This is a genomic window from Mannheimia cairinae (genome assembly GCF_028649535.1).
GTDB classification, from domain to species: domain Bacteria; phylum Pseudomonadota; class Gammaproteobacteria; order Enterobacterales; family Pasteurellaceae; genus Mannheimia; species Mannheimia cairinae.
On the sequence record NZ_JAQSJE010000008.1, the window covers coordinates 143,935 to 169,397 of the forward strand.

Sequence of the window (25,463 nt, forward strand, 5' to 3'; positions counted from 1 at the left end):
TTTATCCTTAATTATTTTCAGATAATGCAGCTAATTGATCTGCCTGATATTCAGTAATAATCGGCTGAATTAATTCATCAATTTTACCATTCATCACTTCATCTAAACGGTAAACCGTTAAATTGATGCGGTGGTCGGTTACACGTCCTTGCGGGTAGTTGTAAGTACGGATCTTATCTGAACGGTCGCCCGAACCTAATAGGTTACGGCGGGTATCTGCCTGCTCTGCCGCTTGGCGTTCTTGTTCCACTTGCACGATACGAGAAGCAAGCACTGCCATCGCTTTTGCTTTATTTTTGTGTTGAGAACGCTCATCTTGGCACTCCACCACAATCCCTGTCGGAATATGGGTGATACGTACCGCAGAATCGGTGGTATTAACGTGCTGACCGCCCGCCCCTGATGAACGATAAGTATCAATACGTAAATCAGACGGGTTGATTTCCGGCATTTCACTTTCAGGTAATTCCGGCATTACCGCAACGGTACAAGCAGAGGTGTGAATACGACCTTGAGATTCGGTCTTTGGCACTCGTTGCACACGGTGTCCGCCTGACTCGAACTTAAGTTGTCCGTAAACACCTTCGCCACTGATTTTAACGATAATTTCTTTATATCCGCCTTGCTCACTTTCGCTTGCAGACATTTCTTCAATTCTCCAGCGTTTGCCTTCACAATAACGACTATACATACGGTATAAATCGCCGGCAAAGATACCTGCTTCATCACCGCCTGTTCCTGCACGAATTTCTAAGAATGCGTTGTATTCATCGTTCGGATCTTTCGGCAGTAATAGAATTTGCAAATGTTGCTCGAGGTTTTCAATTTCTGCTTTGTTTTCTGCAATTTCTTCCGCTGCCATATCTTTCATATCCGGATCATCAAGCAGTAATTGAGCTTCTTCAATATCGTTATTTAACTTTTTCCAGCGGTTAAATGTGCCGACCACTTCTTCTAATTGGGAATATTCTTTGGAATAAGCACGGAATTTTTCTTGATCGGAAATTACCGACGCATCGCCTAATAATGCCTGTAACTCTTCGTGGCGTTCACTTAAACTTTCTAATTTATTGATAATAGAATCTTTCATTTTTTAAAGCGTTCTCTTGTTCATTTTAATCATTCAAATAACGGTAGATTATAGCGGATTTTAAGCTAAAAATCTTGTTCTAAATTGCTTGGTTATCAAGCCAATTTTGCAACATTTTTTCACCGTATTCGGTAATAAAGGATTCTGGGTGAAACTGCACCCCAAAAATCGGCAAACTCTTGTGTTTAAATGCCATTAACACATTTTGTTCACATACTGCTGTTGCAACAAGCGGTGTATTTTCAAGGGAATTTTGCAAGATTCCCCAAGAGTGATAAAGCCCAACCTGAAATTGCTCTGGCAAGCCTTCAAACATTGAGTTTTGGGCAATTTGGGTTAAAGTGCGTTGTTGCCCGTGCCTCACATTCTCTAAATTGTAGAGTGTGCCACCAAAAAATTCGCATAAAGTTTGGTGCCCCAAACACACACCCAGAATTGATTTGTGCTGATAGTAACGCTCTAACATTGCAAAGGTTTGCGGGTAAGCTTTAGGTACATCAGGCCCAGGGGAAATTAAGATATGGCTAAATTCTTCAACTTCGTCTAGGTTAAGTTCTTCCACTAATACCACTTTAGCCGACACATTAATTTTGCGGAGTAAATCCACAAGATTGAATGTGAAAGAGTCGTGGTTGTCGATAATTAATAGTTTTTTGTTCATTTGCTTTATTTTTTGTTAAATCTCCCCAACCCCTCTTTGCTAAAGAGGGGCTTTGATCTCAAAAGATTAGTCAATTCATCTTTCTTCATTAAAAAATGAATAGCCAGAGACACTTAAATTTATCCCAATTAAGATCTCCCCTCTTTAGCAAAGAGGGGTAAGAGGAGATTTGCCCTTACTCTTCCAATAATTCTCTAGATACCATTTCTAGCTTTAATGTATCCACTTCATTTTCTATCATTTCCACCTCTGGCACAATTTGGCTTGCTTTGCTGGAAAGATGTTGGAAACGCTCCACTTTACCAAGTAAACCTTGGCGACCAACAAGTGAGGTAACTGTTTGATTATATTGATTATTTACCGTATTTAAAGTATTTCCTAATTTGGCTAAACGGTCTGCAACCATACACACTTGGTTATAAATTTCGCCCGCTTTTTCGCTGATTTCACGAGCTTCTGTATTACCTCGTTCAATTCGCCATAAATTCGCCACCGTACGTAAAATCGGCATTAACGTGGTGTGAGAAACTAAAATTACATTACGTTCATAACCAAAATTAAACAGTTGAGGGTCGTGTTTCATCGCCTCAATATAAGCCGGCTCAATCGGTACAAACATCAGCACAAAATCAGGGCTTTTTATGCCAAGTAGGGCACTGTAATTTTTCTTCGAAAGCCCCTCAATATGAGTGCGTAGCGATTTACAATGCTCATCTAAGGCTTGAGAAATTGCAAAATTATCTTCAGATCTGACCGCTTGATCGTAAGCAACTAAAGAGACTTTGCTATCAATAATCAAATGTTTTTGATCAGGCAAATGCACTACAAAATCGGGGGCGAAACGTTTCCCGTCCTCATCACGGAAACTTTCTTGAGCCACATAATGCTCCCCGGCTAAAAGCCCTGCCGATTGTAAGGCACTTTCCAGTTGAACCTCGCCCCAGTTACCTGCAACTTTATTGTTGCCCTTTAAAGCAGAAGTGAGGTTTTGTGCCTCTTCCGACATTGAAACACCAATTTGCAACACACGTTTAATTTCTGCCTCTAAATTTGCCGTGCCTTTTAAGGATTCGCTATGCACCTCATTCACTCGTTTTTGGAATCCTTCAATTTGCTCTTTAAAAGGCTTGAGTAACGCATCTAGCGAAGATTGATTGGTTTCGGCAAAGCGTTTGCTTTTTTCATCTAAAATTTGTTGAGCCAAATGCTGAAACTCTACATTAAGCTGTTGTTTTACTTCAATAAAATTACGTTGTTGAGCTTCAAAATTTGCCTGTTTTTCGGAAAGTGTAGTGCGAAGTTCGGTTAGCTCATTTTGCACTTCATTTAAACGAGCAAACAAGGTTTGATTTTCACGCTCTTTATGGGAAAGTGAACTCTGGCTAAATTGCAGTTGCTCTTCCAAACTCTCCGCTTTAGCCTGTGAAGAGCCGACTCGTTCTTTTAGCTCATTGATATAACGTTCTAATTCGTTTTCTTGCTGTTCGGCAAGTTCAATTTTCTGCTGAAAACGTTGTAGTTGACTATCTCGCTCACTCAAACGCTCGGCGGTAGATTCATATCGAGTTTGTTGCTGAATCGCCCATTGTTCAAGCTGATTTTTTTCTTGAGCTAAACTGTCATATTTTTGTTGAGTTTGGGCAAAATCTGCAGTGATTTTGTTGAGATCTTGCTGTAATTCAAAGGCATCTCGCTGATAACGAGATTTTAAAAAAAATAGATATATGCCGATTAACACACAAACGGCAAGGGCAATATAAAGCCAAATTTCTTCAATAATCATAATGTTCTACAAATTAAATACTGAGTATTTATACAATAGCATAAATTCAAAAATTTGATGAGGAATTTTTAAATACTCACTCGAAAATGTGATGAAGAATCACGAAAAACCGACTACACTAGCATCTCTTTTATAGTTAGTTTTAATAGAAATCATGCAGAATTTTATTCAAATAGCGAATAATTACGGCAAGCAAAAACGCCCATTTTTCTTTTTAATCGATTTTGAGCAACAAAAACCATTGATTTTCCCTGCGGAAAAAGCGGCTGCAAGCGGTCTTTTTTAGAGATTTTTTGCAAAAATAATGTGATAAAGCATCAAGAAAAAGCCTCAAAACGTTTTGAATTTAAAGCAAAAGCGATTGATTTTGCTCAATATCAACAAGGGTTTGAATTGGTTAAACAAGCCATTCAAGCAGGGAATAGTTATTTATTAAATTTAACTTATCCAACACAAATTGAAACCAATTATTCCTTAGCGGAAATTTTTGCGAGTAGCCAAGCAAAATATAAATGCTATTTGAAAGATCAGTTTGTCTGCTTTTCGCCAGAGTGTTTTATCAAAATTGAGCAGAATAAAATTTACTCTTACCCGATGAAAGGCACAATCAATGCCGATATTGAAAATGCTCAACAAAAGCTAATGGAGTCTGAAAAAGAGTTTGCTGAGCATAATACGATTGTAGATTTAATTCGCAACGATCTTGCTTTGGTTGCACAAAATATTCAGGTAACAAAATATCGCTATTTGGAAAAAGTGGAAACTCACAGAGGGGCGATTTTGCAGACAAGTTCCGAGATTTGTGGCGAATTAAACGAAAATTGGCAAGAAAATGTAGGATCATTATTAGCAAAACTTTTGCCGGCAGGTTCAATTAGTGGGGCTCCCAAAGTAAAAACCGTTGAAATCATTCAGCAAGCGGAAATTGACAAACGAGGCTATTATACGGGGATTTTCGGCTATTTTGACGGCGAAAGTTTAGACAGTGCCGTTGCCATTCGCTATATTGAACAAACCGAGAATGGCTTGCGTTTTCGTAGCGGTGGCGGTATTACCTCACAAAGCGTATTAGAAGAAGAATATAACGAAATTTTAGAGAAAGTATATGTGCCGATTTCCCCTCTTTGAAACTATTTCCGTGCTTGATGGACAGGTGCAAAATTTAAGCTATCATCAACAACGTTTTGAGCAAGCGGTAAAGGAATTTTTTGGTTGTAACCCCGCTTTTTGCTTAGCTGAAATTTTGATTATCCCAGCAGAATTTCAAACCGGAAAAGTACGTTGCCGAATTGATTATAATGCCACACAGTTTGAGGTTAAATTTTATCCTTATCAGCCCAAGCAAATTACTCAATTTCGATGTGTTGAAGTAAAAAATTGGGATTATCACTTAAAATTTAGCGATCGCAAGCGGTTCGATTTGTTCAATATTTTGCAAAATGAAGAAGTGATTATTATCAATAATGGAAACGTGAGCGATTGCTCAATCGGCAATTTGCTCTTTTTAAAACAGGGCGTTTGGTATAGCCCACAGGATTATTTGCTTAAAGGCACTCAACTCACTGCTTTAATTGATCAAAACAAAGTTATGCTAACCAAAATCAGAAAAGAAGATTTAAAGCAGTATGAAAGCATAATGATGATTAATGCGTTAAATCCCTTTGATGAAAAACGAGTTGTGTCCACATCAAATATTGATTTTTTCGATGCTTATCGAAAATACTAAAAAAGTACTTGCAACTGTATAAGTAAACACTATAATAATACACAGTTATTTTGAAGCAACAAGCGGTTGCTTTTTCATAAAATTTTACAAAGGATATCCTATGGCAGCGGACAAAAAAAATCAGAAGAACTCAGCAATAAAGCAAACTGATCCTGAACAAAAAGAGAAAGCTCTCGCAGCAGCATTAGCTCAAATTGAAAAGCAATTTGGCAAAGGCTCAATTATGCGTTTAGGCGATACTCAAACGCTAGATATTGAAGCTGTTTCAACAGGTTCTTTAGGTTTAGATGCCGCATTAGGTATTGGTGGCTTACCAATGGGCCGTATTGTTGAAATTTATGGGCCTGAATCTTCTGGTAAAACAACTTTAACACTATCTGTCATTGCTGAAGCACAGAAAACTGGAAAAACCTGTGCTTTTATTGATGCAGAACACGCATTAGATCCTGTATATGCCCGTAAATTAGGTGTAGATACTGATGCTTTATTAATTTCACAGCCCGATAATGGCGAACAAGCATTAGAAATTTGTGATGCTTTAGTGCGTTCTGGTGCGGTAGATGTCATTATTGTGGACTCGGTTGCGGCATTAACACCAAAAGCAGAAATTGAAGGCGATATGGGTGATTCTCATATGGGTTTACAAGCACGTTTAATGTCACAAGCTCTACGTAAATTAACAGCAAACATCAAAACAACAAACTGTTTGGTCGTATTTATCAACCAAATCCGTATGAAAATCGGCGTAATGTTTGGTAATCCAGAAACGACTACAGGCGGTAATGCACTTAAATTCTATGCTTCTGTACGTTTAGATATTCGTCGTAGTGGTGTCGTAAAAGATGGCGATGAAGTTATTGGCAGTGAAACTAAAGTTAAAATTGTTAAAAACAAAGTTGCTCCGCCATTCCGTGAAGTACAATTTGATATTATGTACGGTGAAGGCATAGCTCGTATGAATGAACTATTAATTCTTGCAGAATCGAATGGTTTTATTAGTAAAGCAGGAGCTTGGTTCTCATATAACGGCGATAAAATCGGACAAGGTAAAAACAATGCGATTAAGTGGTTAAAAGAACATCCTGAAGTCGCAGATAAAATTGAGCAAGATATTCGAGAGCTATTAATCAAAGCTCCAGATACAACTCTAGCTAATGCAAATTCTAAAGCAAAAGATAGCAAAGAGGCTACAGAAGATACTGATAACGAAGAATTATAATAAATGAAGTAAATGCGATTTCTGCAAAAGTAGAAATCGCATTTTTATTAGACTTAATGAAAATAAAATGAGTGAATATAAAAAAACAAATAAATATACTGCGGTCAATTATCTACTATATTTACTTTCCAAAAGAGATTATAGTGAGCAAGAGTTGCGACGTAAACTCAACCAAAAAGAATACACCGATGAGGAAATTGAACAAGCAATAGAAAAAGCCCAGGCAAATAATTGGCAAAGCGATGAACGATTTTGTACCGCTTTTATTCGCTACCGATCATTACAAGGGATCGGGCCAAAACGCTTAAAACAAGAATTAAAACTTAAAGGCATTAAAGATTGGCTTATCTCGCAAGAACTAGAAAATGCAGAAGTTGATTGGTTTGAATTAGCCGAACAAGTGTTTGAAAAAAAGCGACCTATGCAATGGGATATTAAAGCTAAGCAAAAAATGTGGCGTTTTATGCTTAGTCGTGGGTTTAGCAATGATCATTTTAGCCACTTAATGGATATTGATTACAATGACTACGAATAAAATTACTTTTTTCAGCCGCTTTGAAGCAGATATTTTAAGCGGTAAAAAAACAATTACAATTAGAGATAAATCGGAATCCTATTTCCAACCAAATCAAGAGCTAGATGTATTTACTAATGAAACGGGGAGATTTTTTGCTCGCATTAAAGTGATCTCGGTTACACCTATTCAATATAATGGATTAAATGAGCAACACGCTATGCAAGAAAATATGACCTTAACCGAATTAAAAAATGTTATTCGAGAAATCTACCCAAATGATGATTCATTTTTTGTTATTCAGTTTCAGTTAATCTAAGTTTTAAATGCAGAAAATATGTCTCTTTTCAAATCAACTAAACAATCTGAAATTTGCCCAGAATGTGGCTCTGTTTTGCAATTAAAACAAGGAAAAAACGGGCTGTTTTTAGGTTGTTCCTCATACCCTGATTGCAATTATATTAAGCCTCTGCACCAAACCAGCCATATTATTAAAGAACTAGATGAGCTTTGCTCCGAATGTGGCCATAAGCTACAATTAAAACAAGGGCATTACGGTATTTTTATTGGTTGCAGTAACTACCCTAAATGCCATTTCATTGTGAATGAAGAAGGTGTTGTTGAAGAAGAATTCGATTGTCCTGAGTGCAAAACGCATAAATTAGTTGCAAGAAAAGGACGTTCGGGAAAAACATTCTATGGCTGCTCTGGCTTTCCTGAGTGTAAATTTACTCTAGCAACAAAACCAATAAAATTTAAATGTAGTGAATGTGATTGTGAACTTGCCACAATAAAAAAACTTCGTGGTAAGAAAGTGTATATTTGTGCCAATAAACATTGCCAGCATCAAACTGAAATACAAGAAAATTAAATATGAATAATTTATTAGAAATTGTTGAGAAGTTAAAACAAGAAGAAGTTATTGCTTACCCAACTGAAGCTGTTTTTGGATTGGGGTGTAATCCACAAAGTGAAAAAGCAGTAAAAAAACTCTTAGCATTAAAACAACGCCCAGAAGAGAAAGGACTCATTCTGATTGCCTCAGATTTAAAATATTTATTACCTTACATTGATGAAAGCCAAATGAATGAACAGGCCTGGCAAAAATTAGCTTTCGTTGGCGAACAAGCAATAACTTGGATTGTACCTGTAAAAAAAGAGGTTCCCTCTTATCTAACTGGCACATTCAATACCATCGCAGTACGCTTATGCCATTTATCTGCTATCACTCAACTATGTGAAGCAACGGGCTTTGCATTAACCTCAACAAGTGCAAATTTAAGTGGTTTTCCTCCGTGCCGAACTGCAAAAGAAGTTAAAACCCAATTTGGGAAGAATTTTCCTGTGCTAAATGCAGAAACCTTTGGCAGACAAAACCCTTCTGAAATTCGAGATATTTTCACACAACAAATTTTTAGACAAGGATAATAATGAAGAATAAATACGCAGTTTGGGGCAATCCGATTGCTCAAAGTAAATCTCCTCGAATTCATCAACTATTTGCTCAACAAACAAAAAAAGAGATTGAATATGTTGCAAAATTAGGTGATGAAACTGAATTTGAACAGCAATTAAAAGATTTTTTTGCTAAAGGGGCAAAAGGTTGCAATATTACAGCACCTTTTAAAGAGAGAGCGTTTCAATTAGCAGATGAATATAGCGAAGCTTGTCTATTAGCCAAAGCGTGTAATACCTTAAAACGCTTAGAAGATGGGCGTTTATATGCAGATAATACTGATGGTGTAGGGCTTGCAGCCGATCTAGAGCGTTTAGGATGGCTTAATAGTGGGCAGAAAACCTTAATTCTAGGTGCTGGTGGTGCAACTAAAGGTGTTTTATTACCGCTTCTTAAAGCTGGGTTGGATATTACACTGTATAATCGAACTGTTGAGAAAGCGGTCGTTTTAGCCGAAAAATTTGCAAATTATGGCAAAATTCAGACTGCTTGTGTTGAAGAACTAGAAAATCAAAAATTTGATTTAATTATTAATGCTACATCATTGGGGTTACAAGGACACTATGTTGCACTTCCAGCTAATTTATTAGCTTCTGCCAAAGTTTATGATATGCAATATGCTGTGAGTATGAAAACACCTTTCCTTAATTATGCAAAGGAATGCGGTGCGATGAAATGCCAAGATGGCTTAGGAATGCTAGTAGGACAAGCGGCTTTTGCTTTTAATTTATGGGAAGAAAAATTTCCAGATATTGAAAAAGTATTAATTCAATTACAAACAGAAATGCAGCCCCCAAAATAAGCGATGGTAACTTATTATTTTATAAACAAAAAATGCTAATTTTTTAGCAAAATGTCGAATATCTATACAAGCAAACTAAAAAAGTCGATTTTTTTAAAAAAGTATTTGACGAAAAGCCTTAAAATCAGCATAATGCACACCGTTGGCCGATATGGTGAACGCAAATGGCTACATAGCTCAGCTGGTTAGAGCACAACACTCATAATGTTGGGGTCGCAAGTTCGAATCTCGCTGTAGCCACCATTGCGGGACTGGCGAAATTGGTAGACGCACCAGATTTAGGTTCTGGCGCCGCGAGGTGTGTGGGTTCAAGTCCCTCGTCCCGCACCATTATCGATTAACTAAAAATTAGTGTTGGGGTATCGCCAAGCGGTAAGGCACCGGGTTTTGATCTCGGCATTCCTAGGTTCGAATCCTAGTACCCCAGCCACTTAATTTCAAATAATCAAATCTTAATTAAGCTAACGTAAGTTAGTTTTTTTCTTTTGGGGTATCGCCAAGCGGTAAGGCACCGGGTTTTGATCTCGGCATCCCTAGGTTCGAATCCTAGTACCCCAGCCATTTCTCTATCATTATTTAGAATTACTTTAAATTACTATAAATAAATATTAGCTCTTCATTGTTATTAATCTAATCTCTACTATTTATATTTTGCTTTTTCGGCATAAAAATAATGATGAAAGATAGGCATATAGGGCAAAATAAAAGGGCTAAGTTTTTAACTTAACCCTTTATAAAGTATATTAGCTTACTATGCTGAGGTAGCAAGCTGTTTCTTTTCAATACGTAAGCGATAGCGTTTATCCATCATACAGAGTAAACCGCCAAGAGCCATAAATACACCACCAATCCAAATCCAGCGAATAAATGGTTTGTAATATAAGCGAACTGCCCAAGAGTTATCTTCTAACTTTTCACCTAATGCAGCATACAGATCTCTCGTGAATCCCCAATCAATCGCCGCTTCAGTCATACCCATTTTACTTACCGTATAAAAACGTTTTTCTGCATTAAGGGTAGCTTCATATTTACCATTGCGGGTAATTTCAAGTTCTGCTGTGCCACCTTGATAATTTGCACCATCACTAATTCGAATTCCCTTGAATTCAAATTCATAATCTAGAATTTGTGCTTTATCACCAACATTCATACGTACATCACGCTCAATGCTGAAGTTTTGGCTAAATGCAATACCAAACACTGTCATCGCTACACCTAAATGAGCTAGTACCATTCCCCAATGCGAACGAGAAAGTTTGAAAATTCCTGTAAAGAATGAATGGCGATGTGTAGCACGTTGATGTAACTCATATAAACTCAGTAGCACAATAAAAACAGCCATCATTGTACCAAGCACAACACTTACGGTAATCGTATTACGGAATAAGTAAGGCAAGCCAAAGCCTAATATAGCCATTAAAATACTTGCTATTATAACAGGCTTACGGATGGCAGATACTTGGTCACGACGCCATTTTACTAAAGGCCCAATTCCTAGAACAAATGAAAACGGTACCATTAAAATTAAGAACATCTGGTCAAAGAATGGTGCACCGATAGAAATAGTACCTAAGCCAATCTGTTTATGCACAAGTGGTAATAATGTGCCTAAAAAGACCACCGATAAAAATGCCATTAACAAAATATTGTTAATCAGTAACATCGATTCTCTTGAGTAACGCTCGTAATTATCTAAGCTTTTAATTTCGGAGCCTTTAAATGCATAAAGCAGTAAAGAACCACCGACTACAATCACTAAATAGGCTAAGATATATAAACCTCGAGTTGGGTCAGAGGCAAAAGCATGTACCGAGACTAAAATACCTGAACGTACTAAGAAGGTTCCCACTAAACAGAGTGAGAAGGCCAAAATAGCTAATAATACCGTCCACGCTTTAAAAGTACCTCTTTTTTCAGTTACGGCTAAAGAGTGAATAAGTGCTGTTCCGGCTATCCAAGGCATTAGCGAGGCATTTTCAACTGGGTCCCAGAACCACCAGCCTCCCCAGCCTAATTCATAATATGCCCACCAAGAACCAAGTACGATACCTAAGGTTAAAAATACCCAAGCCGCCATTGTCCAAGGGCGAGACCATCTTGCCCAAGCGGTATCTAATCGTCCAGTCATTAACGAAGCAATCGCAAAGGCAAAGGCGACAGAAAAGCCAACATAGCCCATATAAAGCAATGGAGGGTGGAAAATCAAACCGATATCTTGCAACATTGGGTTTAATTCTCTACCATCAACAGGGAAATTAGGGAAAGTTCGGTCAAATGGGTTTGAGGTAAATATTACAAACACCAAAAAGCCAATACTGATTAATCCCATTAGTCCAAGTACACGGGCAACCGCATCTTCTGGCATTTTACGTGTAAATGCCGCCACGCCAACAGACCAAAGTGATAATAACCAAACCCATAATAGTAACGAGCCTTCGTGAGCCCCCCAAACTGCCGATAAACGATAATGTATCGGTAATTTGGTATTGGAATTATTTACCACATACTGAACCGTGAAATCATTAACAGCAAATAAATAAAAAAGCGTTCCGAAAGAAACCGTTAAAGACAAAAACATCGCCCAAGTCATTGGACGAGCTAATGCCATTAAGGTATGGTTTTGTTTCTCTGCTCCCCAAATTGGTAAAATCGCCAATAAGATTGAGATAGCAAGCGATAACGCCAATGCATAATTGCCTAATTCTGCAATCATTTAGCTTCCCCTTGCATATTTAATTGTCGAGCTTCTTCTCTCATTTTACGATCAGTTTCAGATTCGCCTTTTAAATCTTGTTCTGATACACCTGATTTACTATGCTGCTCTTTTAATTTTTCACCTAACTCAGGTGGCATATAGTTTTCATCGTGTTTTGCTAATACTTCTGTTGCTTGTAAACGAGTTGGCTCAATCAAGATTCCTTGTGCCACAATACCTTGCCCTTCACGGAATAGGTCGGGCAAAATACCTTCATACTCTACGGTAATTGAAGGACCAACATCGTTTAAATCAAATACGACTTTTAAGGTTTTATCATCACGTTTAACTGTGTCTTCTACAACCATTCCACCTACTCGGATCCTCTGCCCTACTTCAGGTTTTTTGGTTGGATCATCATTTTTTCCATTCACAATTTCTGATGGTGTATAGAAAAGGTCGATATTTTGGCTTAACGCATAAAGCGTTAAACCTGCTGCTACAGAGAGACCAAACAATACCGAAAGTACCACTTTCAGCCTTGATTTTCGTCTTGGATTCATCGTAATCACCCTCAAAAAGAAAATGCTAATCGCATAAAAATAAAGTAGTAATGCTTAAGAATAGCAAAAAACCGCAAAACATTCCTCATATTCCAAGAAAGTTTTGCGATTGCTCAAATCAAATACCTAAAATTAGGTAATCAAAATAATATGTAAAAATAAAGCTCATTTTAACCGCTTGTTGATGCTTGCTTCTTTAACCTTTCTTCTCTTACTGCATCTTTTTTCGCTTGGCTCAAAATTGCTTTTTGCTCACGACGGCTTAGCCAAATAAGTATGCCCATTGCAAGAAAGGTTACACCATATGAAAGCCATACATAAAAGCCATAGCCCCCCATATCAAAAAATGCACTGATTGATTCAAATTGAAATGTCATATTCTGCTCCTACGCTTAAGCTGCTTTCGCTAGCTGTTTTACCCACGGGCGATTACGTTCATCTTTTAATAATGCTATACGATAACGCCAAATACTAAACCAAGCAGTAAAAATTAGGCTACCGAAAATCGCTAGTAATAGCGGGATTAACATTTCAACCGCCATCGAAGGTTTGTCAAATTTAGTAATAGTTGCCCCTTGGTGTAAGGTATTCCACCATTCAACCGAGAAGTGAATAATCGGAAGATTAATTACCCCAACCACTGCCAATACACCAGCAGCTTTCGCCCCTGTTTGCCTATCTTGGAAAGCGGAATAAAGAGCCATTACCCCGATATAAAGGAAGAAAAGCACAAGGGCAGAAGTAAGACGTGCGTCCCACACCCACCAAGTTCCCCACATTGGTTTGCCCCAAATAGCCCCTGTCGCCAAAGAAATAAAAGCGAAAACCAACCCGATTGGTGCCATTGAAATCATCGCTAAATTGGCTTGGCGAATTTGCCAAACTAATGCGACTAATCCAGCAACCGCCATTGAGCCATAAACACCCATAGACCAAATCGCCGCTGGTACGTGAATAAAGATAATACGGTAGCTATCGCCTTGTTGGTAATCTTTAGGTGCAAATGCAAGCCCCCAAACAAATGCGGTTGCAAGCATAATCAAACTTAACCAACCTAAAAACGGTTGGGCTTTCCCTAGCAAATGATACTGCGTTTCAGATTTTGCATAGGGATGTAACCATTTCCACATAGAAAAACTCCATCATAAATTGAAATGTTATTATAAAAAATCTAGTTCAAACTAATTCTTAACGCACCTGCAATCGCAAAAGGCGAAAATGTTAGGGTAATCGCTAAAATCGCCCCGATAATCGCAAGCTGCCCCGAATAGCCAATATTTAACACCGCCGCTTCAAGCACCGCTGCTGCAAAAATTAAAACCGGTAAAAAGAGCGGTAAAATCAATAAACTTAACAGTGTACCACCTTTACGTAACCCTACGGTTAAAGCAACACCTATCGCCCCTAAGCAGCTTAAAATTGGTGTGCCAAGCAATAAGGTCAGCACTAATGCCCACCAAACGTGAGTTTCTAACGATAATAAAATTGCGGCAATCGGAGAAAGTAAAATCAGTGGTAAGCCCGTTAGCAACCAGTGAGCAATTACTTTCGCTAATGCCACCTGTGGTAAACCAAGCGGTAATAGCATTAACTGTTCAAGCGAACCATCTAAGTAATCATCTCTAAACAGACGTTCGAATGAAAGTAAAGCGGAAAGTAATGCCGCCACCCAGGCAACACCGCCTGCGATTTTGCCTAATAGTTCCGGATTTGGCCCCATTAAGATCGGGAATATGGTAATAACCATCAAAAAAAACCATAACGGATTTAAAATTTCCGACGGCTTACGAAAGGCGATGGTTAATTCACGCTGAATAATAGTCAATAAAATCATACTTTAAACTGATCTAACGAAATAATACGCACTTTATCACTTTCTGCGGTTTGGTGGCTGGTAAAAATAACTAAGCCACCTTTTTCACAATGTTGTTCAATATGAGCAATAAGATCTGCCACCCCTTTTTTATCAATGGCAGTAAAAGGCTCATCTAAGATCCAAAGTTTCGCTTGGGTAAGCCACAATTTAGCCAATGCTACACGACGTTGTTGCCCTGCAGATAAGTGCGAGCAGGGCAAATCTTCTCGCCCTATCAGCGAGACTTTTTCTAACGCTGCCCAAAGTGCTTCATCATCTTGCGGAAGTTGCTGAATTTTTTGGAAAAAACGTAAATTTTCCCAAGGCGTCAATTCGGGTTTTACACCTGAATGATGTCCTAAATAAAATAGCTCAGCATAGTATTGTTCCCGTTGCTTTTGAATAGGAATAGCATTCCATAGCACTTCGCCTTCAGCCGCCAATGAAAGCCCGGCTAAAATACGTAACAGGCTTGTTTTCCCAATACCGTTATGCCCTTCAATCTGTACCCAATCGCCACTTTCAACTGTTAAATTGCACCCTTCAAATAAACGAGTTTCGCCCCGTTCACAGGCAATATTATTTAATTTAAGTTGATATTGATTTATTTGGTTCATTATAAAAAATAGGTAAAGAATTTTAACTGAAGTGTAACATAAGAGACTCTATTCACGTAGTAAATAAATTACTCCTTTAGAGGTAACAAGCGGTTAGATTTCTAAAAAGTTTTGCAAATTTTGATAAGAATCAAACCCCTTGTTTACAAAAAAGCGTTTCTTTAACGAAAGGAATAGTTAGTTTACGCTGAGCCTGAAGCGATGCATGATCTAATTTATCTAAAAAATAAGAGAGATCTTGCAAGTCTGTACCTAATTTTTTAAGTAAAAATTGTGCAACTTCATCGGGCAACTCAATTCCTTTTTGGTGAGCATTTTGTTGCAAGATATAGCATTTTTGTTCATCGGTTAAATCTGAAAGCTGATAGACTTCGCCCCAGGTTAAGCGAGAACGTAAATCGGGTAAATTAATTTTTAGTTGGTGAGGTGGACAATCTGCACTGATTAAAAGTAAGGTTTTACGCTGTTCATTAAACAAACTTTGCTGTTCACGAATCTGATTAAACAAGTTAAAAATCGCTAATTCCCATTCATCGTTTCCAGCAATGGCTTGAATATCATCTAAACAAATGACATTTAGTAGCTCTGCATTATCCAATACTAGAGGCGAAAAATAATTGGCTTTTGTTAGTGGAATATAACTTGAAGTCAGTTGATTTAGTAGAAAGTAATTACTTACTGCTTTTAATAAATGGCTTTTGCCACTACTTTTCCCCCCCCAAATATAGAAAAACGGCTGTTGGACATCCGTAAAATTCCGCTTGAGAGACTCAAGTAGCACTTCACTATTTTCTGCATAAAAGTTATCAAACGTCTCTTCATCAATTTGATGAATGGGTAGAGGTAATTGCAAAAACATTCCTTAAATAAGCAACTAGAAACATTTCAAGGATAACGGAAAAGCATTGTTTTGAGAAGTAGAAAATAAGAGATGAATTATTATCTAATCGCAGACGATTAAATTTTAACTATTTTTGTAAAATTGAATGAAGTCTAACCTCTTTTGTTAAAAAAAGATTGCAGTTCGCTCAAAAAATTGTATATTCAAAACTTCATACTAAAAAATAGTCATAAACTATAAATAAAAACTGTAAATACAAACCTAAAGGAGTGAATATGAAACACCTCACCAAACTATCGCTAATTACTTTAGCTTTAGCGTCAACAACTGCATTAGCAGCACCAAAAACATTTGTTTATTGTATGGAAGCCTCGCCTTCTTTCTTTAATCCACAATTAGGGACAGACGGTGCAACCTTAGATGCATCAGGGCAAGCAATTTTTAATCGTTTAACCGATTTCAAACCAGGCACAACCGATGTTATCCCAAGCCTTGCTGAAAAATGGGAAGTTTCTGAAGATGGTAAAACTTATGTATTCCATCTACGTAAAGGTGTTAAATTCCACTCAAATAAAGAGTTTAAACCAACACGTGATTTTAATGCAGATGACGTTTTATTCTCTTTTAACCGCCAATTAGATGCAAACCACCCGTATCACAAAGTTTCAGGCGGAAACTATGAATACTTTATCGGTATGGATATGCAAAATATCATCGATAAAGTTGAAAAAGTAGATGATTACACTGTTAAAATTAGCTTAAAAGTTCCTAACGCACCGTTTTTAGCAAACCTTGCGATGGACTTTGCCTCTATTTTATCTGCAGAATATGCAGACAAAATGTTAGCCGCTAAAACACCTGAGAAATTAGATAGTGCCCCTGTTGGTACTGGCCCATTTGAATTTGTAAGCTACCAAAAAGATTCTGCAATTCGTTACAAAGCATTTGAACAATACTGGCAAGGTAAAGCAGCTATCGATCGCTTAGTATTTGCGATCACTCCAGATGCTTCAGTGCGTATCGCAAAATTACAGAAAAATGAGTGCCAAGCAGCACCTTATCCAAACCCAGCTGATTTAGAAGCATTGAAAAAAGATAGCAACATTACCTTAATGACTAAGCCAGGTTTAAATGTGGGCTACCTAAACTTCAACGTACAAAAAGCACCTTTTGATAATGTTAAAGTTCGCCAAGCATTAAGCTATGCAATTAATAAAGATGCGATTGTTGAATCGGTATATCAAGGTTCTGGCGAAAAAGCGAAAAACCCAATTCCACCAACAATGTGGAGCTATAACGATGATATTCAAGACTATGACTATAATCCAGAAAAAGCAAAAGCATTATTAGCGGAAGCTGGTTTTGCAAACGGTTTTGAAACAGATTTATGGGCAATGCCGGTTTCTCGTCCATACAACCCAAATGCTCGCCGTATGGCAGAACTTATCCAAGAAGATTGGAAAAAAGTGGGTGTTAATGCCAAAATCGTAAGTTACGAGTGGGGTGAATACTTAAAACGTATGCGTAATGGTGATCACCAAACCGGTATGATGGGTTGGACTGGCGATAATGGTGACCCAGATAACTTCTTAAATACCTTATTAAGCTGTTCTTCTGTTGAGCAAGGTTCTAACTATGCAAAATTCTGTCATAAAGAGTTTGATCAATTAGTTGTTGAAGCTTCTCGTGAAATCGATCACGAAAAACGTACTGAGCTTTATAAAAAAGCACAAGTGGTATTTAAAGAGCAAGCTCCTTGGGTAACTATTGCTCACTCAACAACCTATTTCCCTGTTAGAAAAGAAGTAACAGGTTATAACGTAAGTCCGTTTGGTTTACACAATTTCTACGGTGTAGATCTTACCACTAAATAATTTTAGGTAGGTCGGGCAGCTTTGCCCGACATTTATTTTTCTACCTCTTTACAAGCGGTTATTTTTGTGAAAAATTTTGCAATTTACCGCTAATGTTTGCAAATTAAAGATTACCTATGTTTCAATTTATTCTTAAACGTTTATTAATGGTTATCCCAACTTTTATTGCGATAACCTTAATTACTTTTGCCCTTGTGCATTTAATCCCCGGAGACCCGATTGAGATCCGTATGGGAGAACGTGGGGTCGATCCTGCCGTTCACGCACAAATGATGGCACAACTTGGGTTAGATCTCCCCTTACCTGAACAATATTTCAATTATATTAAAGGTGTATTACAAGGTGATTTAGGAAACTCATTCCGTAATAATGAGCCTGTTTTAAAAGAGTTTTTTACGCTATTCCCTGCAACGGTTGAATTGGCTTTCTTCGCATTATTATGGTCTTTAATTTTCGGGATCTTCTTAGGTGTGGTGGCTGCCGTTAAAAAAGAGTCTTGGATTTCACATACTGTAACCACGCTTTCTTTAACAGGCTACTCAATGCCAATTTTCTGGTGGGGCTTAATCTTAATTATTTATGCCTCCACTCCACTAGGATTACCTGCTTCAGGACGTTTACCGTCTGAATATTGGATTGAGGCAGAAACCGGCTTTATGCTCATTGATACTTGGAACTCTGATGAGCCAGGTGCATTTTTAGCTGCTATTAAATCCTTAATCTTACCTTCTATTGTATTAGGGACTATTCCGCTTGCGGTCATTACTCGTATGACCCGTTCTTCGATGTTAGAAGTATTAGGCGAAGATTATATCCGCACCGCCAAAGCAAAAGGACTAAACACTAACCGTATCGTGATTGTACACGCTCTGCGTAATGCATTAATTCCAGTGGTAACAGTTGTTGGTTTAATTGTGGGGCAACTACTTTCTGGTGCGGTATTAACTGAGAACATCTTCTCTTGGCCGGGAATTGGTAAGTGGATTATCGATGCGATTAATGCTCGTGACTACCCTGTGCTACAAGGTTCAGTGCTTATTATTGCTACCATCATTATTTTAGTTAATTTAGCAGTAGATTTAATCTACGGCATAGTAAACCCAAGAATTCGTCATTCTTAACATAACAAGCGGTCAGATTTTAGAAAAATTTTACAAAAATATGACCGCTTGTTTAAGATGGCTTTTGGGCTATTTTTATTTGGAGTGCCTAGTGTCTTTAACAACGTCTTCAACAACATTATCTGCACCTAAGCCTAAAACACCGCTACAGGAGTTTTGGTATTATTTCTGTCAAAACAGAGGTGCATTAATCGGCTTAGCATTTATTGCGGTCGTCTTTTTTGCGTGCGTCTTTGCACAATGGGTTGCCCCGTTTGATCCTATTGAACAGAATCGTAATGCCTTATTACTTCCACCAGTATGGGCTGAAGGTGGCAATTCTACTCATCTATTAGGTACAGATGATATCGGGCGAGATATTCTTTCTCGTATTATTTACGGGGCAAGATTATCGGTCTTTATCGGTTTGATTATCGTGTTACTTTCGTGCGTGTTCGGCGTTATTCTTGGCTTAATTGCCGGTTACTATGGTGGTCTGGTCGATATCGTAATTATGCGATTTGTCGATATTATGCTAGCTATCCCAAGCCTACTTTTAACCATTGGTGTTGTAACTATTCTTGGTCCATCGCTAATGAATGCAGCCATTGCAATTGCTGCGGTTTCGATTCCAAGCTATGTACGTTTAACTCGTGCCTCAGTCTTAAGTGAAAAAAACCGTGATTATGTAACCGCTTCTCGTGTTGCAGGTGCTGGTGTATTCCGTTTAATGTTTGTGGTAATTTTGCCTAACTGCTTGGCTCCGCTTATCGTACAAATGACAATGGGAATCTCAAATGCAATTCTTGAACTTGCCGCCCTAGGCTTCTTAGGCATTGGTGCTCAACCACCAACACCGGAGCTTGGCACAATGCTTGCCGAATCTCGTGGCTTTATGCAATCGGCAAACTGGCTTGTAACCATTCCGGGGCTTGCGATTTTATCGTTAGTATTAGCCTTTAACTTAATGGGTGATGGCTTACGTGATGCCCTCGATCCAAAACTAAAACAATAAGGAGAGTAAACAATGGCATTATTAACTGTTGATCAACTTTCCGTGCATTTTGGTGATGAAAAAACGCCATTTAAAGCGGTTGATCGAGTCAGCTATGAAATCAACGAAGGCGAAGTGTTAGGTATTGTGGGAGAATCCGGCTCAGGTAAATCGGTCAGCTCGTTGGCAATTATGGGCTTAATTGACTTCCCCGGTCGAGTAATGGCAGAAAATCTGCAATTTAACGGCAATGATTTATTGGCATTAAAACCGAAAGAAAAACAGAAAATTGTTGGGGCGGACGTTTCAATGATTTTCCAAGATGCAATGACCAGCCTTAACCCGAGCTATACCGTCGGTTTCCAAATTATGGAAGCCTTAAAGGTGCATCAAGGCGGTTCACGTGCCAGCCGCAAAGCCAGAGCAATTGAGCTATTAACAATGGTGGGGATTCCTGATCCGGAGTCTCGTTTAGAGGTTTATCCGCATCAGCTTTCTGGTGGAATGAGCCAGCGTGTAATGATCGCAATGGCGATTGCCTGCAACCCGAAATTATTGATTGCCGACGAACCAACCACGGCATTAGATGTAACTATTCAAGCCCAAATTATCGACTTATTGCTTGAATTGCAACGCAAAGAAAATATGGCGTTGATTCTGATCACTCACGATTTAGCATTAGTAGCAGAATCAGCTCATCGCATTATCGTAATGTATGCAGGGCAAGTTGTTGAAGAAGGTAAAGCAGGAGATATTTTCAGTTCGCCATTACACCCTTATACTCAAGCTTTACTGAAAGCGTTACCGGAATTTGCCGAAGGGAAATCCCGCTTACAATCGCTACCGGGTGTGGTGCCGGGTAAATATGACCGCCCGCAAGGTTGCTTGCTTAACCCACGTTGTCCGTATGCAACCGACAAATGTCGTGAAGTTGAGCCAGAATTACGTCAATTAAATGGTCGCCAAGTGAAGTGTCACTCACCATTAAATTTAACTGGCGAACCTATCCCTTTTGAACAACATCTGAGAGGTTAAAATGAGCGATTTGCAAAAAAACAGTGGAAACGTACCGCTTCTCGATGCGATTAACTTAAAAAAATACTACCCTGTTAAAAAGGGAATGTTTGCCAAACCGAAAACAGTAAAAGCGGTTGATGGTGTATCATTCAAGCTCGAACGTGGCAAAACCTTAGCCATTGTAGGCGAATCCGGTTGTGGTAAATCAACGTTAGGGCGAATGCTCACAATGATTGAAAGCCCAACAGAAGGGGAATTATTCTACAACGGGCAGAATTTCTTAGTTGATGATAAAGAAACCACCCAATTACGTCGTAAGAAAATTCAAATTGTTTTCCAAAATCCTTACAGTTCACTTAACCCTCGTAAAAAGGTGGGCACTATTTTGGAAGAGCCTTTGCTGATCAACACTGATTTATCGGCAAAAGAACGTAAAGCCCGTGTATTAGAAATGATGGCGAAAGTCGGTTTAAAACCTGAATTTTATGACCGCTATCCACATATGTTCTCAGGCGGACAACGTCAGCGTATTGCGATTGCTCGTGGTTTAATGTTGCAACCTGATATAGTGGTTGCCGATGAACCTGTTTCGGCTTTAGACGTTTCGGTACGAGCTCAAGTGCTAAACTTAATGATGGATTTACAAGAAGAAATGGGGCTTTCTTATGTTTTCATTTCGCACGATTTATCTGTTGTTGAGCACATTGCCGATGAAGTAATGGTTATGTATTTAGGTCGCTGTGTGGAACAAGGGGATACGAAGACGATTTTTAATAATCCTCGCCACCCTTACACTCAAGCATTGCTTTCCGCAACACCACGCTTAAATCCAGAGCAACGTCGTGAGCGAATCAAGCTAAAAGGCGAACTACCAAGCCCATTGAATCCGCCGAAAGGTTGTGCATTCAACGCACGTTGTCGTTTTGCTACCGATTTATGCCGAGTGAGCCAGCCAGAACTTAAAACGTATGCTGATGGTGCTCGTATAGCGTGTTTTGTGGTAGAAGAAAATACTCAAGCGGAAACAACATAATTGATAAAAAGGCTAAACCTAATAAATTTTGGTTTAGCCTTTTTAATAGCTTGCAATTACATCATTGTCGAACGACTTTTATTTAAAATTTTTGTCAGTAAATTTTCTGCCGATTGTTCTAATTGTGATCCCAAACGTTGAGTGAGTTTTTTCTTCTCTTTATACTTCAATTCTATGACCTCTTTTTCCTCAATTGCTTTTAAGATTAGATCGTCACTAGTTGAAATTTCATCGACCAAATTTAACTGAATTGCCTGCTGACCAAACCAATGCTCACCTGTCGCTACTTTTTCAATATCTAATTGTGGGCGGTGTTTTGCAACAAATTGCTTAAATAAAGAGTGAGTTTCTTCTAATTCCTGTTGGAATTTTTGTTTGCCTTTTTCGGTATTTTCGCCCACTAGAGTTACAGTTCGTTTATATTCGCCTGCTGTCATTACATCAACATCAATATCGTGTTTTTTCAGTAAACGGTGGATATTCGGCACCTGAGCCACTACCCCAACTGAGCCGATTACCGCAAAAGGAGCGGAGACAATTTTATTTGCCACACAAGCCATCATATAGCCACCACTTGCCGCAACTTTATCAACCGCCGCCGTTAAGGGAATATTGCGATCACGTAAACGCTGAAGTTGAGAAGCGGCCAAACCATAGCCGTGAACAACGCCGCCTGGGCTTTCCAGCTTTAATAAAACCTCATCTTTTTCTGGGTTCGCCAAACTTAATACCGCATCAATCTCTTTGCGTAAACCGCTTACGCTATGAGCCATCATATCGCCGTTAAAATCTAGCACAAATAAGCGAGCTTTGGCTTCTTGCTCGGCTTCCCCTTCTTTTAAGCGTTTTTTCTCCGCCTTTAATTTTTCTTTTTCAGCTTTTTTCTCGGCTTTTTCTTTATGTTTTAATTCCGCTTCGGTTAAGAAAAAGCTTGATAATGATTTTTGCTGTTCTTTATATTTTTCCGTTAGATTTTTAATTGAAACAGAACCTTCTTCCGCCTGTTTTTTCGATTCTAAAATCAACATTACCACAACCGCAATAATGCCAAATACCGTCAATAACTCTAATAAGAAAATACCATAATTAAGTAGAACTTCTTTCCACATATAACGTCCTTTTGCAAAAAAATAATAAAATATGACCGCTTGTTTAAGGCGTATTTAATAAATTGACAACGGCTTGTGCCGCTTGTTCATCTGCATTGCATTGAATTTCTTGGTGTAAAGCCGTAAATTGTTGTTGCAGTGCTGCTTTCTTTTGTTGGCTTGCTTCATCATCTGATAAAAACTCGGCTAAATGATTAGCTAAGTTTTCCGGATTACACTCTTCTTGAATAAGCTCTGGCACAAGCGGTTGTTTTGCCAATAAATTTGGCAAAGAGATGTAATCGGTCTTCACTAATTTTTTAGCCAACCAATAAGTCAGTGGTTTCATTTTATACCCCACCACCATTGGGGATTTACACAACATTGCTTCAAGAGCAGCCGTACCCGATGCCAATAGCGTACATTCTGCGGCTATCATTACTTGGCGAGCCTTACCTTGCACAATGCGTAATTCTAATTCTGGGGCAATTTGAGCCTTAATTGCTTCAAATTGTGCGATACGTTTTTGATTAACCATTGGTACTAAAAACTGTAAATCAGGAAAACGCTGTTTTAAGATTTGAGCGGTTCTTAAAAATGGCTCGGCAAGAAACTGGATTTCACTACCTCGGCTCCCAACCAGAATTGCCATATAACGCTGAGATTCATCAATATTTAAGCTTTGGCACGCTTCCATTCTATTCGGTTTTAAAGGGATTGCATCCGCCATTGTATGCCCGATAAAACGGCAAGGTACATTAAATCTGTCATAAAACGCTTTTTCAAAGGGTAAAAATGCTAAAACTAAATTGGTCGCTCTGGCAATTTTAAATACACGTTTTTGTCGCCAAGCCCATACCGAAGGGCTAACATAATGCACCGTTTTAATGCCATTTGATTTTAATTTTTCTTCAACCGTTAAATTAAAATCTGGGGCATCAATACCAATGAAAATATCAGGTTTTAACCGAATCATTTCATCAATCACTTGTTTACGACGTTTTAATAAGCGAGGGAGATGCTTCACGACCTCAGCAAGCCCCATTACGGAAAGTTCTTCCATATCAAAAAGCGTTTCACACCCTTCTGCCAACATTTGAGGACCTGCAACACCGATAAATCGAGCATTAGGGTAATGTACTTTGAGGGCTTTAATTAAACCTGCCCCCAGAATATCTCCCGAAATTTCACCTGCAACTAACCCAATAAGAGGGGATTTTTCTGCCATATCTCACTCTGTAAAAATCAATTATTCAATAACCTTATTATAACGAATCATAATATAAACTAACAAAAAAATATTGTTTTAATATGTATATTCACATAGACTAGCGACTTCTTTTCTTATTCATATGGAGTGATTTTATGAAAAAAACAGCATTAGCTATTTTAGCTTCTAGCGTTGTTGCAACATCAGCATCAGCAATTACGATTTATGACCATCAAGACACTGGCACAAAAATTGATTTTATCGGTTCTGCTCGTATTAAATGGGAAAGTACTTCAGATAAAGTATCTCCAACAAATGGTCAAACAACTCGTAACCACGTTAATCACACAGTAGATAATAACGGTTCACGTTTTGGTTTTCGCTTAACTCAACAAGTTGGTCACAGCTTTTATGTTTTAGGCCGTGTTGAATGGCGTATGCGTGGTGATTCAAGCTCACAACATAATTTTGACCACCTTTATACTCGCCAACTTTATGCAGGTATCGGTCACGCACAATATGGTGAATTAACTTACGGTAATATGACAAATATTGCTGATGAAGTTAAACAAACCGATTTACCAAATACATTAAGTTTAAGTGATGGTTTATTAACAGGTGTTTCTCGTCGTACAGTACAATATACTTACAGAGGTATTGAAGGCTTAAAACTTGGTGCATTCTATGGTGGCAACAGCCAACGTGGAAACGATAATTTAGATTTAGCTAACGAGCGTAAAGATATTTGGGGTGCGGCAGCAATCTATAATTACAAAATCGCTGATAACCAAAACTTAAAATTAGCAACTGGCGGAACACGTGAACGTTTTAAACAAGGTTCTGGAGATTATGAGCGTAACGCATTTGCATTCGGTACAGCCTATACCTATGGTAAAACAACTATCGGTTTAGATTTAGAGCGTCGTGAAACAGAAGACCAAGTAACTATTGGTAACAAACGTGTTGAAAAAGAAGTTCGTACTGTATTATTCCACCGTTTAACTGATCAGTGGAATGCTTATACAATGTATGCGTACAAAGAAAATAAATTAAATTCAGCTAACAACCTAGATACTAAAGTGAAAAGAAACCAATTTATGTTAGGTACAGAGTACTATATTGTGCCTAAACACTTAAAAGGTTTTGTTGAATGGCAAGCAACACGTGCTAAACACTATGAAAATAATGCTCAAACCAAAAAATCTCGTAATTACACAACTGTTGTAGGCTTAAGAGCTTATTGGTAATAACCATATAATATGTGACTATCCTATTTATCTGGCTAATATTAAATAGGTAAATAGTGTTACATATTTATTTCAATC

General features: G+C 38.2%; 25 protein-coding genes, 4 tRNA genes and 1 pseudogene. 18 read left to right on the forward strand and 12 right to left on the reverse strand.

Annotated features, from left to right (window positions below; genetic code table 11):
* Window positions 1–7: 7 nt before the first annotated feature.
* The 3 genes from prfA to PTQ27_RS08565 form a co-directional block, all read right to left on the reverse strand.
* Complete coding sequence (gene prfA, locus PTQ27_RS08555; RefSeq protein ID WP_273748160.1) at window positions 8–1,090, reverse strand: peptide chain release factor 1; 1,083 nt, start codon at window positions 1,088–1,090, stop codon at window positions 8–10.
* A 79-nt stretch (window positions 1,091–1,169) separates the two neighbouring features.
* Window positions 1,170–1,751, reverse strand: coding sequence for an anthranilate synthase component II (locus tag PTQ27_RS08560; protein WP_273748161.1), 582 nt, complete (start codon window positions 1,749–1,751; stop codon window positions 1,170–1,172).
* Between the two features lie 175 nt (window positions 1,752–1,926).
* Window positions 1,927–3,534 (reverse strand): DNA recombination protein RmuC, encoded by a 1,608-nt coding sequence (locus PTQ27_RS08565; RefSeq protein WP_273748162.1) that lies wholly within the window; start codon window positions 3,532–3,534, stop codon window positions 1,927–1,929.
* Window positions 3,535–3,688: 154 nt separating this feature from the next.
* Here PTQ27_RS08565 and PTQ27_RS08570 point away from each other — a divergent pair.
* From PTQ27_RS08570 to PTQ27_RS08625, 12 genes and pseudogenes are all read left to right on the forward strand, one after another.
* A pseudogene (locus PTQ27_RS08570) lies at window positions 3,689–4,662 on the forward strand (aminodeoxychorismate synthase component I).
* Entirely contained in the window at window positions 4,640–5,260 is a 621-nt protein-coding gene (locus PTQ27_RS08575; RefSeq protein WP_273748163.1) for an aminotransferase class IV family protein, read from the forward strand. The pseudogene PTQ27_RS08570 and the gene PTQ27_RS08575 overlap by 23 nt, the downstream one beginning before the upstream one ends.
* Before the next feature lie 100 nt (window positions 5,261–5,360).
* Entirely contained in the window at window positions 5,361–6,479 is a 1,119-nt protein-coding gene (gene recA, locus PTQ27_RS08580) for a recombinase RecA (protein ID WP_273748164.1), read from the forward strand.
* A 67-nt stretch (window positions 6,480–6,546) separates the two neighbouring features.
* Complete coding sequence (recX, locus tag PTQ27_RS08585) at window positions 6,547–7,014, forward strand: recombination regulator RecX (RefSeq protein ID WP_273748165.1); 468 nt, start codon at window positions 6,547–6,549, stop codon at window positions 7,012–7,014.
* A complete protein-coding gene (gene yqfB / locus PTQ27_RS08590) occupies window positions 7,001–7,312 on the forward strand; it encodes a N(4)-acetylcytidine aminohydrolase (protein ID WP_273748166.1) in 312 nt (103 codons plus the stop codon). The genes recX and yqfB overlap by 14 nt, the downstream gene beginning before the upstream one ends.
* 18 nt (window positions 7,313–7,330) lie before the next feature.
* Window positions 7,331–7,864, forward strand: coding sequence for a DNA topoisomerase family protein (locus PTQ27_RS08595; RefSeq protein WP_273748167.1), 534 nt, complete (start codon window positions 7,331–7,333; stop codon window positions 7,862–7,864).
* A gap of 2 nt (window positions 7,865–7,866) precedes the next feature.
* Entirely contained in the window at window positions 7,867–8,421 is a 555-nt protein-coding gene (gene tsaC / locus PTQ27_RS08600) for an L-threonylcarbamoyladenylate synthase type 1 TsaC (RefSeq protein WP_273748168.1), read from the forward strand.
* A 2-nt stretch (window positions 8,422–8,423) separates the two neighbouring features.
* Window positions 8,424–9,251, forward strand: coding sequence for a shikimate dehydrogenase (gene aroE, locus PTQ27_RS08605; protein ID WP_273748170.1), 828 nt, complete (start codon window positions 8,424–8,426; stop codon window positions 9,249–9,251).
* Between the two features lie 166 nt (window positions 9,252–9,417).
* Window positions 9,418–9,494: transfer RNA gene (locus PTQ27_RS08610), tRNA-Met, on the forward strand.
* Between the two features lie 2 nt (window positions 9,495–9,496).
* Window positions 9,497–9,581 (forward strand) — tRNA-Leu (locus tag PTQ27_RS08615).
* 25 nt (window positions 9,582–9,606) lie between these two features.
* Window positions 9,607–9,681, forward strand: a tRNA-Gln gene (locus PTQ27_RS08620).
* A gap of 56 nt (window positions 9,682–9,737) precedes the next feature.
* A tRNA-Gln gene (locus PTQ27_RS08625) sits at window positions 9,738–9,812 on the forward strand.
* Between the two features lie 190 nt (window positions 9,813–10,002).
* On the opposite strand, the gene PTQ27_RS08630 is transcribed toward PTQ27_RS08625, so the two are convergent.
* From PTQ27_RS08630 to hda, 7 genes are all read right to left on the reverse strand, one after another.
* The gene (locus tag PTQ27_RS08630; protein WP_273748171.1) at window positions 10,003–11,964 is read right to left on the reverse strand and encodes a heme lyase CcmF/NrfE family subunit; all 1,962 of its coding nucleotides are present in this window, start codon (window positions 11,962–11,964) and stop codon (window positions 10,003–10,005) included.
* Window positions 11,961–12,509, reverse strand: coding sequence for a cytochrome c maturation protein CcmE (gene ccmE / locus PTQ27_RS08635; RefSeq protein WP_273748173.1), 549 nt, complete (start codon window positions 12,507–12,509; stop codon window positions 11,961–11,963). The genes PTQ27_RS08630 and ccmE overlap by 4 nt, the downstream gene beginning before the upstream one ends.
* A gap of 170 nt (window positions 12,510–12,679) precedes the next feature.
* Window positions 12,680–12,886 (reverse strand): heme exporter protein CcmD, encoded by a 207-nt coding sequence (ccmD, locus tag PTQ27_RS08640; protein WP_273748174.1) that lies wholly within the window; start codon window positions 12,884–12,886, stop codon window positions 12,680–12,682.
* A gap of 15 nt (window positions 12,887–12,901) precedes the next feature.
* The gene (locus PTQ27_RS08645; RefSeq protein ID WP_273748175.1) at window positions 12,902–13,639 is read right to left on the reverse strand and encodes a heme ABC transporter permease; all 738 of its coding nucleotides are present in this window, start codon (window positions 13,637–13,639) and stop codon (window positions 12,902–12,904) included.
* Between the two features lie 41 nt (window positions 13,640–13,680).
* Window positions 13,681–14,343 carry a heme exporter protein CcmB gene (gene ccmB / locus PTQ27_RS08650; RefSeq protein WP_273748176.1) on the reverse strand — a complete coding sequence of 221 codons (663 nt, stop codon included), beginning with the start codon at window positions 14,341–14,343 and terminating at the stop codon, window positions 13,681–13,683.
* Window positions 14,340–14,981: a cytochrome c biogenesis heme-transporting ATPase CcmA gene (gene ccmA / locus PTQ27_RS08655; protein ID WP_273748177.1), complete on the reverse strand. Its 642-nt coding sequence runs from the start codon at window positions 14,979–14,981 to the stop codon at window positions 14,340–14,342. The genes ccmB and ccmA overlap by 4 nt, the downstream gene beginning before the upstream one ends.
* Window positions 14,982–15,111: 130 nt before the next feature.
* Complete coding sequence (hda, locus tag PTQ27_RS08660; protein ID WP_273748178.1) at window positions 15,112–15,834, reverse strand: DnaA regulatory inactivator Hda; 723 nt, start codon at window positions 15,832–15,834, stop codon at window positions 15,112–15,114.
* A 263-nt stretch (window positions 15,835–16,097) separates the two neighbouring features.
* Between hda and PTQ27_RS08665 the strand changes: the two genes are divergently transcribed.
* The 5 genes from PTQ27_RS08665 to PTQ27_RS08685 all read left to right on the forward strand — a co-directional run bounded on the left by PTQ27_RS08665 (window position 16,098) and on the right by PTQ27_RS08685 (window position 21,840).
* Window positions 16,098–17,696: an ABC transporter substrate-binding protein gene (locus PTQ27_RS08665; RefSeq protein WP_273748179.1), complete on the forward strand. Its 1,599-nt coding sequence runs from the start codon at window positions 16,098–16,100 to the stop codon at window positions 17,694–17,696.
* Between the two features lie 116 nt (window positions 17,697–17,812).
* A complete protein-coding gene (locus PTQ27_RS08670) occupies window positions 17,813–18,817 on the forward strand; it encodes an ABC transporter permease subunit (RefSeq protein ID WP_273748180.1) in 1,005 nt (334 codons plus the stop codon).
* 91 nt (window positions 18,818–18,908) lie between these two features.
* Window positions 18,909–19,811, forward strand: coding sequence for an ABC transporter permease subunit (locus tag PTQ27_RS08675; RefSeq protein ID WP_273748181.1), 903 nt, complete (start codon window positions 18,909–18,911; stop codon window positions 19,809–19,811).
* A 12-nt stretch (window positions 19,812–19,823) separates the two neighbouring features.
* Window positions 19,824–20,825, forward strand: coding sequence for a dipeptide ABC transporter ATP-binding protein (gene dppD / locus PTQ27_RS08680; RefSeq protein WP_273748182.1), 1,002 nt, complete (start codon window positions 19,824–19,826; stop codon window positions 20,823–20,825).
* A 1-nt stretch (window position 20,826) separates the two neighbouring features.
* Window positions 20,827–21,840 carry a peptide ABC transporter ATP-binding protein gene (locus PTQ27_RS08685; protein ID WP_273748183.1) on the forward strand — a complete coding sequence of 338 codons (1,014 nt, stop codon included), beginning with the start codon at window positions 20,827–20,829 and terminating at the stop codon, window positions 21,838–21,840.
* Window positions 21,841–21,896: 56 nt separating this feature from the next.
* On the opposite strand, the gene sohB is transcribed toward PTQ27_RS08685, so the two are convergent.
* Together sohB and lpxB are read right to left on the reverse strand one after the other, a co-directional pair.
* Window positions 21,897–22,949: a protease SohB gene (gene sohB, locus PTQ27_RS08690; protein WP_273748184.1), complete on the reverse strand. Its 1,053-nt coding sequence runs from the start codon at window positions 22,947–22,949 to the stop codon at window positions 21,897–21,899.
* A gap of 43 nt (window positions 22,950–22,992) precedes the next feature.
* A complete protein-coding gene (lpxB, locus tag PTQ27_RS08695) occupies window positions 22,993–24,156 on the reverse strand; it encodes a lipid-A-disaccharide synthase (RefSeq protein ID WP_273748185.1) in 1,164 nt (387 codons plus the stop codon).
* 137 nt (window positions 24,157–24,293) lie between these two features.
* Between lpxB and PTQ27_RS08700 the strand changes: the two genes are divergently transcribed.
* Window positions 24,294–25,385 carry a porin gene (locus PTQ27_RS08700; protein ID WP_273748186.1) on the forward strand — a complete coding sequence of 364 codons (1,092 nt, stop codon included), beginning with the start codon at window positions 24,294–24,296 and terminating at the stop codon, window positions 25,383–25,385.
* The last annotated feature ends 78 nt before the right edge of the window (window positions 25,386–25,463 follow it).

What these genes read in the sequence shown, in the direction of transcription:
- dppD (WP_273748182.1), top strand. Translation starts at nt 19,824, where the DNA reads ATGGCATTATTAACTGTTGATCAACTTTCCGTGCATTTTGGTGATGAA.
- ccmD (WP_273748174.1), bottom strand. Translation starts at nt 12,886, where the DNA reads ATGACATTTCAATTTGAATCAATCAGTGCATTTTTTGATATGGGGGGC.
- aroE (WP_273748170.1), top strand. Translation starts at nt 8,424, where the DNA reads ATGAAGAATAAATACGCAGTTTGGGGCAATCCGATTGCTCAAAGTAAA.
- ccmB (WP_273748176.1), bottom strand. Translation starts at nt 14,343, where the DNA reads ATGATTTTATTGACTATTATTCAGCGTGAATTAACCATCGCCTTTCGT.
- tsaC (WP_273748168.1), top strand. Translation starts at nt 7,867, where the DNA reads ATGAATAATTTATTAGAAATTGTTGAGAAGTTAAAACAAGAAGAAGTT.
- PTQ27_RS08685 (WP_273748183.1), top strand. Translation starts at nt 20,827, where the DNA reads ATGAGCGATTTGCAAAAAAACAGTGGAAACGTACCGCTTCTCGATGCG.
- prfA (WP_273748160.1), bottom strand. Translation starts at nt 1,090, where the DNA reads ATGAAAGATTCTATTATCAATAAATTAGAAAGTTTAAGTGAACGCCAC.
- PTQ27_RS08560 (WP_273748161.1), bottom strand. Translation starts at nt 1,751, where the DNA reads ATGAACAAAAAACTATTAATTATCGACAACCACGACTCTTTCACATTC.
- PTQ27_RS08700 (WP_273748186.1), top strand. Translation starts at nt 24,294, where the DNA reads ATGAAAAAAACAGCATTAGCTATTTTAGCTTCTAGCGTTGTTGCAACA.
- ccmE (WP_273748173.1), bottom strand. Translation starts at nt 12,509, where the DNA reads ATGAATCCAAGACGAAAATCAAGGCTGAAAGTGGTACTTTCGGTATTG.
- PTQ27_RS08630 (WP_273748171.1), bottom strand. Translation starts at nt 11,964, where the DNA reads ATGATTGCAGAATTAGGCAATTATGCATTGGCGTTATCGCTTGCTATC.
- PTQ27_RS08575 (WP_273748163.1), top strand. Translation starts at nt 4,640, where the DNA reads ATGTGCCGATTTCCCCTCTTTGAAACTATTTCCGTGCTTGATGGACAG.
- lpxB (WP_273748185.1), bottom strand. Translation starts at nt 24,156, where the DNA reads ATGGCAGAAAAATCCCCTCTTATTGGGTTAGTTGCAGGTGAAATTTCG.
- ccmA (WP_273748177.1), bottom strand. Translation starts at nt 14,981, where the DNA reads ATGAACCAAATAAATCAATATCAACTTAAATTAAATAATATTGCCTGT.
- recX (WP_273748165.1), top strand. Translation starts at nt 6,547, where the DNA reads ATGAGTGAATATAAAAAAACAAATAAATATACTGCGGTCAATTATCTA.
- recA (WP_273748164.1), top strand. Translation starts at nt 5,361, where the DNA reads ATGGCAGCGGACAAAAAAAATCAGAAGAACTCAGCAATAAAGCAAACT.
- sohB (WP_273748184.1), bottom strand. Translation starts at nt 22,949, where the DNA reads ATGTGGAAAGAAGTTCTACTTAATTATGGTATTTTCTTATTAGAGTTA.
- PTQ27_RS08665 (WP_273748179.1), top strand. Translation starts at nt 16,098, where the DNA reads ATGAAACACCTCACCAAACTATCGCTAATTACTTTAGCTTTAGCGTCA.
- PTQ27_RS08595 (WP_273748167.1), top strand. Translation starts at nt 7,331, where the DNA reads ATGTCTCTTTTCAAATCAACTAAACAATCTGAAATTTGCCCAGAATGT.
- PTQ27_RS08645 (WP_273748175.1), bottom strand. Translation starts at nt 13,639, where the DNA reads ATGTGGAAATGGTTACATCCCTATGCAAAATCTGAAACGCAGTATCAT.
- PTQ27_RS08565 (WP_273748162.1), bottom strand. Translation starts at nt 3,534, where the DNA reads ATGATTATTGAAGAAATTTGGCTTTATATTGCCCTTGCCGTTTGTGTG.
- yqfB (WP_273748166.1), top strand. Translation starts at nt 7,001, where the DNA reads ATGACTACGAATAAAATTACTTTTTTCAGCCGCTTTGAAGCAGATATT.
- PTQ27_RS08670 (WP_273748180.1), top strand. Translation starts at nt 17,813, where the DNA reads ATGTTTCAATTTATTCTTAAACGTTTATTAATGGTTATCCCAACTTTT.